The following is a 14,980-nucleotide window of genomic DNA, read 5'->3' as shown; positions in this document are numbered from 1 at the left end:
TGCAGGTGGGCCATGGCGTACCACAGCAAGTAGCATGAGTGCCAAAGAACGCGCAACAAGTTATAACCAACAACAAGTTAAAGTAACAAAATTAGCAGATACAAAAAATGCGACATGGGCCGAAATAACCTTAAATAACGGAAAAGTCTTTTGGATTGATAAAAAAGGTATTCAGCAAATCACCACAATCAATTTAACCGGTACTTCCGCTGTACAACAAAAATGGTTAAATGGTTTGATTCCTAATGCCATAAATACAGCTAATAATAATCACATTTGGGTCTCAGTGCTTTTGGCGCAAATGGTTACAGAAAGCGCATGGGGACAGAGTGAACTAGCTCTACGAGCAAATAATTTGTTTGGCATTAAAGCAACTTCTGATTGGCGTGGCGAGATTTATAAGGTAAAAACACAGGAAGTTGCCGGGCGTGACATGGTGGTAACTGATTTTAATAATAAAGCCATCCATGTTAAAAAAGGTTCAGCGTATTATATTTATGCTAATTTCAGAAAATATAAAACACAGGCTGATAGTCTAAATGACTATGCGCTAAAAATACGTCAAAATTATGGGACATCATTGCGATCAAATACACAATCATATACGATTGCATTGCAAAAATTACAAAATTCGGGATATGCAACGGATCCAAACTATGTTATAAATATGGTTAATAGGATTCAAAAATATCAACTCAATGTATTCGACTGAATAGAAAGGTAGCTTAATGATTAAAAAAATTATAAGCCTGGTTGTTGTAATTATTATTATCTTTGGATCGTTAATAGCTTATGGTCATTTTACTCAAGATACATCGAAGACTGAAACAAATAAGAAAAGCTCACAAGCTATTCATAAATCTTCGTCATCTGACATAACGAGTAATAATTCTCAACAATCAAACAGTAGTGATGTGTCTTCTGAAGTGTCATCGCAATCAAATGATAGTTCTTCTACAATAGATCACGAGGTAGAAACATCTTCTTCAACTGGGCATGAAGCAGAAGAAAGTAGTATTAGTGAACAATCTAGTGTTGCAAGCAAAATTATGAGTGTTTCCGAAGCACGTCAAAAAATACGTGATGCTGGCATGAATGATGGTGATTTTTCAAATAGCGATCTAAATACTTACATTATTAAAGCGAATGAACAAAATCAAGATCTAGTGGATTATTTAAAAGCACAAGGGTTCTAAGCTAATTAAAAAAGCAAGTCATCTTATTTTGAAAGATGACTTGCTTTTTTTTGTGTAAATTTAGCTTTTAACGCAGCAACTTTTTCTGCCTTGGTCATATTGGTTTGTTGACCTGACTTGTAGTTTGCGTTTGCTTGTTTTTGTTTAAAATCAATTTGATAACGACCCATATTTTTCCATCCTTTTTTGTGTCTCTAATAGTATACCTTATTTTAAGTGGGAAAGGTTAGGCAAGTCAAAATAATGCCACAGTCATGTTTCAGTAATTATTGAAATCTCGGACGGAATCACCAAGAACTATTTTAGTATCAGTATAAATAATAGCATTTTCTGTGAGCGTTTTTTCATGAAGTGATGATAAAGCAAGATGTCCCATCATTTGAAAATCTTGTTCGATTGTTGTAAGAATTGGACGGGTTAACTGTGTTAACTCCGTACCGTCAACAGATACGATGGATAAGTCATTTGGGACAACTAGTCCAGCATCTTGAGCAGCATTGAGCAGTCCAACGCTGATAATATCTGCCGAGCCAATGGCTGCCGTAAAAGGTAGTGGTGTCCCAAAATGTTGGATGGCATCTAATCCTGTTTGATAGGTGTTTTGAAATCCCCAAATCCAATCAGGATTGTATGTAATACCCTTAGCGGCCAAAGCATCAATGTAGCCTTTACGACGTATTTTTGCCACGATTGGGTAACGTTCAGAAGAACCAATCAAGGCTATTTTGCGATGACCTTTTTGATAGAGATGGTCAACGATTTGATGCATCATCAAGTCGTTATTTGATGAAATAATAGGAATCTTATTGTTGAGTTGGTTTGAGATACTTACTAATTGCACATTGGCATGATTGAGTAATTCAAATAATGCAGTGGGAGCATCAATGGCAAGCATAAAAATAGCAAAAACTTTCCGAGATAATAGTGATTGAACAGTTTGAATCTGTTTTTTTTCATCAGTATCGATAAAAGTAATCAATAATTCATAATTGAGTTCATAAGCAGTATGTTGCATACCTTTGATAATTTCGTCCGCAAAGTTAGTATGTGCTACAGGCACAAGAACGCCAACAACACGGCTTTGCTTTTGCGACAAATCAGCAGCTGATTGATTCTTAAAATAACCTAGTGATTCCGCAATTTCGTGAACTTTTTTAGCAGTTTCCGCACTAAAACGACCATGATTATTTAAAATCCGGGAGACTGATGCTGGCGATAAACCAGCTTTATTTGCAATGTCTTTAATTGTAATAGCCATATGACATATTATAACTCAAAATGTGTTGACATTTACAATGTAAACGCTTACAATATAGTTGCGTAAACGTTTACGCAAAATGATTTTATATCTATTAAAAATAAAGAAGGTGCTCATGGAAAATATTAAGTGGTGGCAACGTGCTGTTGTCTATCAAATCTATCCCAGAAGTTTTCAGGATAGTAATGGTGACGGCATAGGCGACATACCAGGTATTATAGAACGCTTACCATATTTAAAAGCGTTAGGTATCCAAGTTATTTGGTTAAGTCCGATATATCAATCACCAAACGATGATAATGGTTATGATATTAGCGATTATCTTAAAGTGTCGCCAGATTTTGGTACCATGGATGATGTTCAAAATATGTTGTCAGTTGCTCATGATCTAGGATTAAAAATCATGATGGATCTCGTGGTTAATCATACATCTGATGAACATCAATGGTTTATAGAAAGTCGTAAAAATAAAGAAAATCCATATCGTGATTACTATATTTGGCGTGATCCAGTTGATGGACATGAGCCTAATAACTGGTTATCAGATTTTGGCGGATCTGCATGGGAATTTGATGACAAAACGAAACAATATTATCTACATTTATTTTCTAAAAAGCAACCAGATTTGAACTGGGATAATCCTAATTTACGACAAAAAATATATGACACAATGCAATGGTGGTTGGATCAAGGCGTTGATGGTTTCAGGATGGATGTCATTAATTTGATATCTAAACCAGCAGATTTTCCTAGTGATGCCAACGTCACACTAGCTAATCATGGGTCGTCTATGAACTTTATTGCAAATGGTCCAAATGTACATGATTATTTGAAAGAAATGAATCAATTGGTACTATCACAATATGATATTATCACGGTGGGCGAAACACCTGGCGTATCAACTGCTGATGCAGTCAAGTACGCAGGTTTTGACACAAATGAATTACAAATGATTTTTCAGTTTGAACATACTGAAATCGATAATAGTCATGAGGGACTTGGCAAATGGAGTAATGAGCGATTTAAACTTGTTGATTTAAAACGTATTTTATCTAAATGGCAAAATGACTTGTATGGCAAAGCATGGAATAGTTTGTATTGGAATAATCATGATCGTCCAAGAGTTGTTTCACGTTTTGGTAATGATTCTGATCAATACCGCGTAAGATCAGCTAAAATGCTGGCACTAACTTTACACTTTATGCAAGGTACACCATATATTTATCAAGGTGAAGAAATTGGCATGACCAATATTAAGCTGTCTGATATTGCAGATTACCAAGATATTGATACATTAAATGCTTATGATGATTTAGTTCTAAAACAAAAACGTGTAACTGCCAATCAAATGATGTCTTATGTTTATCATTCTTCACGAGATAACACACGTACACCAATGCAATGGAATAATAGCCATCAGGCTGGTTTTACAACTGGAAAACCATGGTTAGCCATTAATCCAAACTACACAAATGTCAATGTCTCCGCATCATTGCGCGATCAACAGTCGATTTTTTATTTTTATAAAAAGCTAATTAACTTGAGACAAAAAATGCCTATCATAACAACCGGAAAATATGAGCTACTAGACTTAGAAGATGATGAAGTGTACGCATATAAGCGCGTAAATAAAGATTCTCAACTACTTATTATTAGTAATTTTACGAGTCAAAATCAAATACGACACTACAATCAAGATGATAAGGGGCAGCTCATTATCAGTAATTATAATGATGACGAAGGGGACACATTGCGTCCCTATGAAGCCAAAGTGTATAAATTCTAAGTATTTTGTTGCTTTAAAATGTAAACGCTTACTTTTTTAAAATATTGATTTTTATCATGGTACATGATGAAGGAGAGAATATATGTTGGATAGTAAAGTTCAAAAAAAGGGTCAGTTACCAATATTGACCAATATGCAGTTATTTTTAATGACGGTAGGGTACGCAGGCGTACAGGTTGCTTTTTCTGTACAGACCGGTAACATGGGTAGAATATTTCAAACATTAGGCACTGATCCAACGAAATTAGGATTTTTTTTCATTTTACCGCCGTTAGCTGGTATGATCACGCAACCATTAATAGGATTATTTTCTGATAAAACATGGTTACCCAAACTAGGAAGACGGATGCCCTACTTGATTGGTGGCTGTTTCGTTTCTCTAATCGTGTTATTATTATTACCAAACACTGGTTCATTTGGTTTTGGTTATGGCTCCTTGACGGCGCTTTGGTTTGGTGCTGTGACTGTGCTTTTTATGGATTTGTCAGCAAACGCATCAATGCAGCCGTTTAAAATGATTATTCCAGATATGGTAAATGCTAAGCAAACAGATAGAGCATGGAGTTTACAAAACATTTGGGGCAGCTTGGGTGGTGTGATTGCTTTTGTTTTCCCATTCGTATTAACGTCGTTTGGTGTTGCTAATACGGCAGCTCGCGGTGTTGTGCCAGACTCAGTTAAAATTTCGTTTTATGTCGCAGCTGCCATCTTATTGCTATCAACAATTTTTACAATTATGAATGTTAAAGAGTACGATCCAGAAACGTTAGCTTATTATCACGGCTTTGAAATCGAAGGTAAAACGCACGAATCTTTGATAACTATTTTGAAGCACGCACCTAAAGTTTTTTGGACCCTTGGTCTGGTGGAATTCTTTGTTTGGTTTGGTATTCCATATATGTGGACTTACTCAACAGGTGCTTTGTCGGAAAACATTTGGCATGTGTCTGATCCAGCATCAGCTGGTTATCAAGCCGCAGGTAATTGGTTCGGTATTTTACAAGCAGTTTACTCAGTGGTGGCGATTGTTGTTGGTATTTTGTTTCAACGATTAAATGATAAAACACGCAAGGGAGCATATTTTTTGAGCTTGATTGCCGGTGGTATAGGATTTATCATTGTTGCATATGGTCATACACATTTATCTTCTCTCATCGGTTTCGTATTAATTGGTGTTGGTTGGATTGCATTGATTTCTATTCCATTTACCATTTTGACAAATGCTTTGGACGGTAAACATGACGGTGTGTATCTTGGTTTATTTAACTGCTTTATCTGCATTCCTCAAATTATCGCATCAATTGCAAGTTTTGCAATTTTCCCAGCAGTTGGCAAGTCAATGGCCCATATGTTAGCCATTGCAGGTGTGTCTTTAATAATCGGTGGTTGCTTAATTTGGATTGTTAAGGAAGAAAAAGTGCAAGTCACTTCTAAATAAAAAAGGAGAATCAAAAATGACAGAAAATATTAAATGGTGGCAAAAGGCAGTTGTTTACCAAGTTTACCCACGTTCTTATCAAGATTCTAATAATGATGGGATCGGTGATTTGAAGGGTATTGAGCAACGATTAGATTATATTAAAAAATTAGGGGCTGATGTGATATGGTTAAATCCAATTTATGCATCCCCTGATAAAGATAATGGTTATGATATTTCCGATTATGAAGATATTAATGCCAAATTTGGCAGTATGGCTGATTTTGATCGCTTATTAGAAAAGGCGCATGATAAAGGGCTTAAAATTTTGATGGACTTAGTTGTCAACCATACGTCTGATCAACACCAATGGTTTATTGAAAGTCGTTCTTCAAAAAATAATGACAAACGCGATTTTTACATTTGGCGTGATCCTGTTGATGATGGTGAGCCAAATAATTGGGGTTCATTCTTCTCTGGTTCAGCTTGGAAATTTGATGAAAAAACTGGTCAGTATTATCTACATTTGTTTGTTGAAGAACAACCAGATTTGAATTGGGTTAATCCCGAGGTGAGACAATCAGTTTTTGATATGATGAACTTTTGGGTGGACAAAGGCATTGATGGTTTCAGAATGGATGTTATTTCGTTAATTTCAAAACCTGATGGTCTACCAGATGGTGAAGTTCCTGAAGGTGGTGAGTATGGTAATTCTGACAAAGCAGTCGCCAATGGGCCACATGTGCATGATTACTTAAAAGAAATGCGACAAAAAGTATTGAATCGTGCTGATATGATGACCGTAGGTGAAGCATCTGGTGTTGACATTGATAATGCAATTAAATATGCTAACACTGATGCATCTGAATTAAATATGGTCTTTCAGTTTGAACATATGGGATTGGACAATAATCCTAATCCGGCCTTGGGAAAGTGGTATGATCAAAAAGTCTCGTTAATTAAGTTGAAAGAAAACATGTCAAAATGGCAAAATGATTTGGCTGGCAAGGCATGGAACTCACTTTATTGGGACAATCATGATCAGCCACGTGCTGTTAGTCGTTATGGGGATGATCGGCCAGAATATCGTGTTGTGTCAGCTAAGATGGTGGCCACTTTACTGCATTTTATGCAAGGGACACCTTATATTTATCAAGGTGAAGAGATTGGTATGACAAATGCCTATAATTTGCAACGTGAAGATTTTGATGACGTTGAAATTAAAAATGCCTTTAAATATTTGATTGATAAGGATCAGTTGACTGATGAAGCAACCATGCTGAAATATGTACATGCCAAAGGGCGAGATAACGCACGTACACCAATGCAATGGGATGATAGTCAAAATGCTGGTTTTACAACAGGTTCACCTTGGCTTAAGTTAAATGATAATTATGGCACAATTAACGCTAAAAAGGCTTTAGCAGATCCAAATTCAATTTTCTATTACTATCAGAAATTAATTCGTTTGCGTCATGAGTTACCAATCATCACAACTGGAGAATATCAGTTGTTAGATCCTGATGATGACCAAGTATATACTTATCGCCGTCTTGGAAATCGTGAACAATTACTTGTTATCAACAACTTCACTGATCAAGTACTCATACGTGACTACCACGTACCTGACAATGCCGAAATCTTGATTAGTAATTACGATGACGACACAGGCACTCACTTACGACCCTACGAAGCTAAGGTATATCGTTTTACAAAGTAACTGATTGAATATACTTGACTTTAAACCAATATAAATATATGATTAAACCATATATTAAAGCTGATGAATTGGAAAGATCATTGTTTGGATACTTAGAAATTTTGCGGGTGATGTAAGCAAAACGACAACGTGATTTGTGACACCTTGGAGGTCGCTGTTGTTTAAGGCAGTGCGTGGTTGCGCGATAAGCAATCTAAGTGATGTATTTTACATCAGAATTTAAGGTGGTACCGTGCGATTGCGCCCTTAACGATTATTCGTTAAGGGCGCTTTTTCAGTTTTAATGTCAAAATAAGAAGGAGAAAGCACCGAATTCCTTGCATGAGCAAAGTATTTCGGTGATTAAATAGAAATGGCAAAACCAATATTTCAACGACCAAAAGGGACAGCCGATTTATTAGCCGATCAAACAGCACTGTGGCAGCATGTTGAAAGTACGGCACGTCTGTTGTTTGGCGATTATAATTTTAGTGAAACGCGGACACCAATATTTGAAAATTTTGATGTTTTTTCACGATCTGCAGGTGATACATCTGATGTTGTCACAAAAGAAATGTATGATTTTCATGATAAGGGAGATCGACATATTGCATTACGCCCTGAAGGGACAGCTGGTATTGTGCGAGCATATGTGGAAAATAAATTGTATGGACCTGAATTTGATAAGCCATATAAGACTTTCTATATTGGACCGATGTTTCGTTACGAACGACCACAAGCTGGTCGCTTTCGTCAATTTCATCAAATTGGGGCGGAAGCATTTGGATCGATGTCACCAGCTTTAGATGTCGAAATTATTGCTATGGTTGTCGACTTTTTCAAAACTCTGGGCCTAAAAAAAATAAAAGTTGTGATCAATACCTTAGGTGATCAATCCTCGCGTGATGCTTATCGTCAAGCTTTGATAGATTATTTAAAACCACATGTAAATGAATTGTCAAGTGATTCGCAAACTCGTTTAGAACAAAATCCACTACGCGTTTTAGACTCAAAGGATCCACGAGATCAAGTATTTGTTGCTGATGCACCATCTATTTTGGATTATTTATCAGAAAATTCGACAAAACACTGGACACAAGTTCAAGCCATATTACGTGCTTTAAATATTGAGTTTGAAATTGATGCAACAATGGTTCGTGGGTTGGATTATTATAATGATACAATATTTGAAATTATGACAGTTGATGACACCTTGAAAGGTGCTGCGACAATTGCTGGCGGTGGACGTTATTCAGGTTTGGTATCAGAATTTGGTGGGCCCGAGACGCCAGGAATTGGCTTTGGTATTGGTATGGAACGTTTGTTGAGCCTATTGAAGGCACAAAATCTCACATTAGTTCCTGAAAAACAATTAGATTTCTATGTGGTTAATATTGGAGAAGATACTGATGTTGTCGCAATGCAAATTGTTCAAGCTATTCGATCATTTGGATACGTTGCTGAACGAGATTACCTTGGACGATCTGCTAAGGCACAGTTTAAGAGCGCTGACCGCCACCACAGTAAGTTTGTTGTAACAATTGGCGATGAAGAGTTAGCTAATCAGGTAGCTAGTTTAAAGAATATGAACACAGGACAACAACAAACGGTGAATCTTTCAGATTTGTATACTGATTTGCCAACACTGATTGAATCAAAGGGAGATAAGTGATGAAACGAACAACTTATGCAGGATTAATAGATGAAAAGTACCTTGGGCAAACCGTCACGTTATCTGGTTGGGTACAAAAGAGACGTAACTTTGGTGATCTTATTTTTGTTGATTTACGTGATCGTGAGGGAATAGTCCAGTTAACATTTAATGTTACTAATCAAGCTGCGCTTTCTGTGGCAGAAGAAATGCGTAATGAATTTGTTATAGCAATCACTGGTCAAGTTGTCAGTCGAGATCCCAACCAAGTTAATAATAAAATTCAATCTGGTGCAGTTGAAGTAAATGTCACTGATGCAAAAATCTTAGCTACCTCAAAAACACCGCCATTTTATATTGAAGATGGTGTAAATGCTAATGAAGAGCTCAAGTTACAGTATCGATATCTAGACTTGCGTCGTCCAGAGATGCAAAAAAATCTACGTGTACGTTCGAAAATTATGTCTAGCGCTATACATTTCATGGATCAAAATGATTTCATTAATATTGAGACGCCTATTTTAGCAAAATCAACACCTGAAGGTGCACGTGATTATCTTGTACCTTCACGAATTTTCCCTGGATCATTTTATGCCTTACCACAATCGCCACAATTATTTAAACAACTATTGATGGGTGCCGGCTTTGATCGCTATTTTCAGATTGCACGCGCTTTTCGTGATGAAGATCTACGTGGTGACCGTCAACCAGAGTTTACACAAATGGATGTGGAAACATCGTTTATGTCTGCTGATGAAATTCGTGGTTTAGTCAATAACTGGGTTAAAGCTATGATGCATGATGTGGTTGATTTTGATTTGGATACGGCAACGATTCCAACTTTGACGTGGCAAGAATCAATGGATCGCTTTGGTACGGATAAGCCTGATTTACGCATTGCTTACGAGTTAAAGGACTTATCAGAAGTTGTAAAAAATTCTGAATTCGGCGTCTTTTCAAAGGCCGTTAACGCGGGCGGTGTTGTAAAAGCAATTGCCGTTCCTGGTGGTGCTGATCACTATTCGCGTAAAGATATCGATAAAATGGCACAATACATCGAGCGATTCGGTGCCAAAGGATTAGCATGGCTAAAGGTTACTGACGATGGATTAACAGGTCCCATTGCAAAGTTCTTCCCAGAAGGTGAAGAACTCATTGCGTCATCAGGTGCTGCAGTTGGTGATTTATTATTGTTTGGTGCTGGTCGTGTAGATATTGTTGCAGCTACTTTAGATTATCTTCGTCGTCAAACGGCTAAAGACTTGGCGTTAATTGATCAAGAAAACCCATGGGCTTTTGCTTGGATTGTTGATTGGCCATTGTTTGAATACTCTGAAGATTTTGACCGCTGGATAGCAGCACACCATCCGTTTACTATGCCAAATGAAGAAGATCTTCATTATTTGAATGAGGGTGAAGATCCTCATCAAGCACACGCTCAAAGTTATGACTTGGTCTTGAATGGTTATGAATTAGGATCTGGTTCAATTCGTATTCACAGCATGGAAATTCAAGAAAAAATGCTCAAAGCGTTAGGATTTACACCAGAATCTGCTCATGAGGCCTTTGGTTTCTTACTTGATGGTATGGCATATGGTTTCCCACCAATGGGAGGAATTGCACTTGGTCTAGATCGATTGGCAATGTTATTAGCTGGTCAGGAAAATATTCGTGAGGTGATTGCTTTCCCTAAAAACTCACGTGCCACTGAACCAATGACTGAAGCGCCAACACGTGTTGATGGTAAGCAGTTGAATGATTTAGGATTATTTACAACAGAATCGAAATAATTTTAGTATAATGAACTTATTTACCGTATAATTATACTCAGTTATTTGAAGGGAACGTACGTAAGCGTACAAAAACATGCAAAAATATTTTCACAATTTTATGAAACATCGTTACACAGGTCGAGTCGGTGGCGCAATATTCTATGCTGTGATTGTTGCTGTTGCAATGAATTACTTCTGGCGACCAGGACATATTTATTCATCTGGTTTTACGGGATTTGCACAATTAGTATCCACATTATCTGGTGGTAAAGTGCCGGTTGCTTTGGCCTTAGCGCTTGTTAATTTACCAATGCTAGTCATTGCATGGTGGAAATTATCATGGCGGTTCGCCACTTTTACAACATTGGCTGTCTTACTAAGCGCTGCATTGATGCCCTTATTTGACACGACCCGTATACTGACAACAGATCCATTAATTAATGCATTATTTGGTGGTGCATTAAATGGGATGGCTGTTGGTACGGCATTGCGATACGGTGTTGGGACTGGTGGTCTAGATATCATTGGTCTTCTAGTAAAAAGAAAGTTTGATCTAAAAATGGGTCCTGTTAACCTTGGATTCAACGCGTTAATCATGATTGGTGCAGGATTAACTTATGGTTGGAAATATGCTTTGTATTCTATCGTCGGTGTTATTGTCAGCTCGCGCATGATTGATGCATTTTATACGCGTCAGCAGCAAATGCAAGTTATGATCATTACAACGAAGCCGGAAGAAATGGTGCGTGGTATATATGACAATATGCGCCGAGGTGTCACAATTATTAATGATGCACGTGGTGGTTATACGGGCGAAAATCGATCAATTTTGTTAACCGTTATTACGCAACAAGAACGCTTTGAATTAAGGGAAGCGATGAAATCAGTAGATGAACATGCATTCTCCTCTACTTGGAAAATAGAACATACGGTTGGTCGATTCTATGAACCAGAATTATAAAAAGTAATATGAACAAACTACTTTGTAGCGATTTGTTTAATAACTAAAAAATCCGATAATTAAGACAGATTAAGTTGTCTTGGTTATCGGATTTTATTTGTGCTGTCTTAATTTGTGCTCCGTGCAAATTTTCTATGTGAGATGTAGCCAAAAATAATTGTAAATATAATAGCACCAATAGCAGATAATCGAGAATCAGATTGGAAGAACAAACTCAGATAAATCGCGACGAAGAATAACAATGTTAGCGGACTTGTAAATTTATAACCTGGCATGACAAAACCATCTGGTAAGAAATCAGTAGACTCACGGAACTTACGATGAGCATACATTGTCATAGCGTACACAATAATATACATATTTGAAGAAATAGAGGTGATGAAACCAAAAGCTGATGTAATTTGAGGAATAGCGTTAATCACTGGAGATAACAATACTAAAGTTGCAGTTAAAAGTATCGCATTAGCAGGCACACCATGTTTTGAAATTTTACTAAAAGGTGACATTGCTGCTGATTTAGATTCTTCTGCTAACTGATAGAAATGTCTTCCGGCAGAGTAGATTGCGGAGTTTAATGCTGAGGCCGCAGATGTCAAGACAACGAAATTGATGATCACAGCAGCAGCCTTTAAACCGGCCAACTGAAACACCATAACAAAGGGGCTTTGATCTGGCGTTCTAGCAATAACACGCCAGTTAATGATGGACATTATGATTGTCATTGCACCTAGGTAGAATATCAAAATACGAATAATAATCGTGTTGATGGCACGTGGCAAAACGTCACGTGGATTTTGTGTTTCAGCTGTTGTAATACCAACGAATTCCATGCCTTGGAAAGCGAAAAATACCATTGGAAAGGCTGCAAAGAACATCCCTGCACCATTAGGAAACATTGAGAAGTTATGTGTTATATTACCAAACGAAGCGATGGTGTGACCACCAGCAGCTGGTGCCTGAAAGCCAGTAAAGATGAGGACCAATCCAGTAATAATCATGGCAATAATGGCAATAATTTTTATCATGGCAAACCAATATTCTGTTTCACCAAAAACTTTAACGGCAACAAGATTGATTAATGTCAATACTGCTAAAAATCCAATTTGTATAATCCAGGTTTGCCAATGTGGGAACCAAAATTTAACATAAGTTGAAACGGCTGTTAATTCTGCCATTGCCACAAATGTTAGGCCAATCCAATATGACCAACCAGCGAAGTAACCAGCACCAGGACTAACATACTTAGTAATAAAAGAAACGAATGTATGTTGTGAGGGATCTGCGTAAAGCATTTCGCCAATACCGCGCATCATGAGGAAGAAAAATGCTCCCAGAACCGCATAAACAACTAAAATTGAAGGTCCAGTACGAGCAATGGAATTTCCTGCACCTAAGAATAATCCTGTTCCTATGGTGCCACCGATTGCAATCATCTGAACGTGTTTCTTTTTGAGACCACGCTTAGTGCCATCTGCATTTATGGCTAAATCTGTATATTCTATCATGAATGAACCTCCCAATTTGTAAATAGCTATGTAAATAGTTATTGAAACTATATTATCATTTTCATTAGTATTTACTCATTTAATTCATACAAAAATTATTTTATTTTTGTGCATTATGCATAAATTATATTAAAAGGAGAGCGAGCTGTATATCAACTAAAACATCGGGCATTTCTAAGTCAACACCGAGTAACTCGCTAATTCGTTTTAATCGGTAATTAATTGTATTACGGTGCACAAAAAGTGCAGCAGCTACAGCGGTAACATTTTGATGTAGAAACATATAACTTTTTAAAGTTTCTAGTAATTCGGCATTGTTTAAAATATTACCAAGTATTTTTTTGACAAAAACATCACTTTCTTGTTTCGGCAATAAATTCAGTAACTCTTGTGCGTTTTTTGGTCGAAATCGCATGATTGGGTGTTGCTGAGTGGTCAATTTTAATGCGTTATTTGCTTGTTCATATAACTCGTCTAGTTTATGAATGGCGCCAAAAATTCTAGAAAAACCTATCGTGAGTGGATAATGCAATTTTTTTTGGATAGTTAAAAATTGTAATAATTGCTGCAAAAAATCTTTTGTATCAATACCTTCATCAATGAGTAGTACTATTTGTTGGCTGTGTGAGAATGTTAAAACAGGTAAATGATGTTCTGCGATAAACCAACGGGTGAGTTGTTGCCGAATTTCAAATTGATGCGATTCAATAATTTTATTTTTTTCTATAAAGTCAATGATTGCAACTTGAAAATGACGGTCCTTATCAATGTTTTCATCACGTAAATAATTATCTATTGCTTTATCGTTCAACCCGCCTTGCATGACATTTAAAAAAAATCCGGAGCGATTTCGAAAATCTGTTTCATTTAATAAATCTGTTCGGGAATTAGCTAAACCTAATGTGTTGATAACTTGTTGCTGCCGTAACATTTGAAAATCTGAGGGTTCTTCTTCATTGACAACAAATGCAGCAAAAGCCTTATTTTCATTTAGAGCTGAAAAAATTAATAAGATGTCAATTTTTTGGTGATTAAACGTAATTCGAGTAGGTGTGTTTAGGTTCAGATAATCAATTCCTGATTCGTGTCGTAAAAAATGGGTCAAAAACTCACGCTGAGCGACCCACTCACTACTAGCATATATGGCTGTAAAGTGAGAATCTAACAGTGCCAAAGGTGTTTTTAGTACTTTAGCGCTTTGATCAAGCAAATGCTGATAGGTAATGTTTTGTGCATTTAAATCTGACAGTTGTTGGTTAATAGCAATAATTTGACGTAGTTCGGTGTTTTGTGTTTCTAAAATGACGGCAGTTAATCGTTTAACTGTTAAAGACAGAAAATCATCAGCCGGTGTCCAAAGTATTGGCACATTTAGTTCATCTGCTAAAGTGATAATTTCATCTGACAATTCACTAACATAACGTCCGGATTTAATGGCGATGCCACTGGCATTTTTCTTATTCATAGCAATAATAAGATCATATAATAAATGGGGATTTTTTGTAAAATGATAGCCTGAGGTGACAAGTAGTTGACCATCAAAAAGAAAGTCAATAATATCTGGTGCATCAATCATACCAATCTGAGACACATTACGATTCAAGCCACGGCTACCAGCAGCTACTTGAATTGTTTTAAGGGAAGGATGTTGTAATACTTCATTAAGTTTCATTAAGATACTTCCTCATGATTTTCCTAATATTTTACCGCAACTGTTTAATTTGCACAAGCGATT

At 36.7% G+C, this 14,980-nt stretch carries 12 protein-coding genes; 8 read left to right on the top strand and 4 right to left on the bottom strand.

Annotation, left to right across the window (positions count from 1 at the left end; genetic code table 11):
* The coding region (locus tag K5Q13_RS03365) for a glucosaminidase domain-containing protein (protein ID WP_220739908.1) at window positions 1–712 on the top strand (712 nt) is incomplete at its 5' end.
* 16 nt (window positions 713–728) lie between these two features.
* Window positions 729–1,196, top strand: a complete 468-nt coding sequence (locus tag K5Q13_RS03360) for a hypothetical protein (RefSeq protein ID WP_220739906.1) — start codon at window positions 729–731, stop codon at window positions 1,194–1,196.
* A 23-nt stretch (window positions 1,197–1,219) separates the two neighbouring features.
* On the opposite strand, the gene K5Q13_RS03355 is transcribed toward K5Q13_RS03360, so the two are convergent.
* Window positions 1,220–1,366, bottom strand: a complete 147-nt coding sequence (locus tag K5Q13_RS03355; protein WP_220739904.1) for a hypothetical protein — start codon at window positions 1,364–1,366, stop codon at window positions 1,220–1,222.
* A gap of 89 nt (window positions 1,367–1,455) precedes the next feature.
* On the bottom strand, window positions 1,456–2,454 hold the full coding sequence (locus tag K5Q13_RS03350) for a LacI family DNA-binding transcriptional regulator (RefSeq protein ID WP_220739902.1): 999 nt from the start codon (window positions 2,452–2,454) through the stop codon (window positions 1,456–1,458).
* Between the two features lie 115 nt (window positions 2,455–2,569).
* On the opposite strand from K5Q13_RS03350, the gene K5Q13_RS03345 reads away from it, so the two are divergent.
* The 6 genes from K5Q13_RS03345 (at window position 2,570) to K5Q13_RS03320 (ending at window position 11,740) form a co-directional block, all read left to right on the top strand.
* Window positions 2,570–4,240: a glycoside hydrolase family 13 protein gene (locus tag K5Q13_RS03345; RefSeq protein WP_220739900.1), complete on the top strand. Its 1,671-nt coding sequence runs from the start codon at window positions 2,570–2,572 to the stop codon at window positions 4,238–4,240.
* A gap of 82 nt (window positions 4,241–4,322) precedes the next feature.
* Window positions 4,323–5,678: an SLC45 family MFS transporter gene (locus K5Q13_RS03340; RefSeq protein ID WP_220739898.1), complete on the top strand. Its 1,356-nt coding sequence runs from the start codon at window positions 4,323–4,325 to the stop codon at window positions 5,676–5,678.
* Between the two features lie 16 nt (window positions 5,679–5,694).
* A complete protein-coding gene (locus K5Q13_RS03335) occupies window positions 5,695–7,377 on the top strand; it encodes a glycoside hydrolase family 13 protein (RefSeq protein ID WP_220739896.1) in 1,683 nt (560 codons plus the stop codon).
* Window positions 7,378–7,729: 352 nt separating this feature from the next.
* Window positions 7,730–9,028, top strand: coding sequence for a histidine--tRNA ligase (gene hisS, locus K5Q13_RS03330; protein WP_220739894.1), 1,299 nt, complete (start codon window positions 7,730–7,732; stop codon window positions 9,026–9,028).
* Window positions 9,028–10,797 carry an aspartate--tRNA ligase gene (gene aspS / locus K5Q13_RS03325; RefSeq protein ID WP_220739892.1) on the top strand — a complete coding sequence of 590 codons (1,770 nt, stop codon included), beginning with the start codon at window positions 9,028–9,030 and terminating at the stop codon, window positions 10,795–10,797. The genes hisS and aspS overlap by 1 nt, the downstream gene beginning before the upstream one ends.
* A gap of 76 nt (window positions 10,798–10,873) precedes the next feature.
* Window positions 10,874–11,740 (top strand): YitT family protein, encoded by an 867-nt coding sequence (locus K5Q13_RS03320; RefSeq protein ID WP_220739890.1) that lies wholly within the window; start codon window positions 10,874–10,876, stop codon window positions 11,738–11,740.
* 107 nt (window positions 11,741–11,847) lie between these two features.
* Here the strand turns inward: K5Q13_RS03320 and K5Q13_RS03315 are convergent, their stop codons facing one another.
* The gene (locus tag K5Q13_RS03315) at window positions 11,848–13,245 is read right to left on the bottom strand and encodes an amino acid permease (RefSeq protein WP_220739888.1); all 1,398 of its coding nucleotides are present in this window, start codon (window positions 13,243–13,245) and stop codon (window positions 11,848–11,850) included.
* Between the two features lie 124 nt (window positions 13,246–13,369).
* Window positions 13,370–14,917: a PucR family transcriptional regulator gene (locus K5Q13_RS03310; RefSeq protein ID WP_220739886.1), complete on the bottom strand. Its 1,548-nt coding sequence runs from the start codon at window positions 14,915–14,917 to the stop codon at window positions 13,370–13,372.
* Window positions 14,918–14,980 lie beyond the last annotated feature (63 nt).

Origin of the sequence: Leuconostoc miyukkimchii, assembly GCF_019656055.1 — a bacterium.
Taxonomy (GTDB): domain Bacteria; phylum Bacillota; class Bacilli; order Lactobacillales; family Lactobacillaceae; genus Leuconostoc; species Leuconostoc miyukkimchii.
The sequence above is the reverse complement of the archived record's forward strand: the minus strand, read 5'-3'. Positions and strand labels throughout refer to the sequence as shown.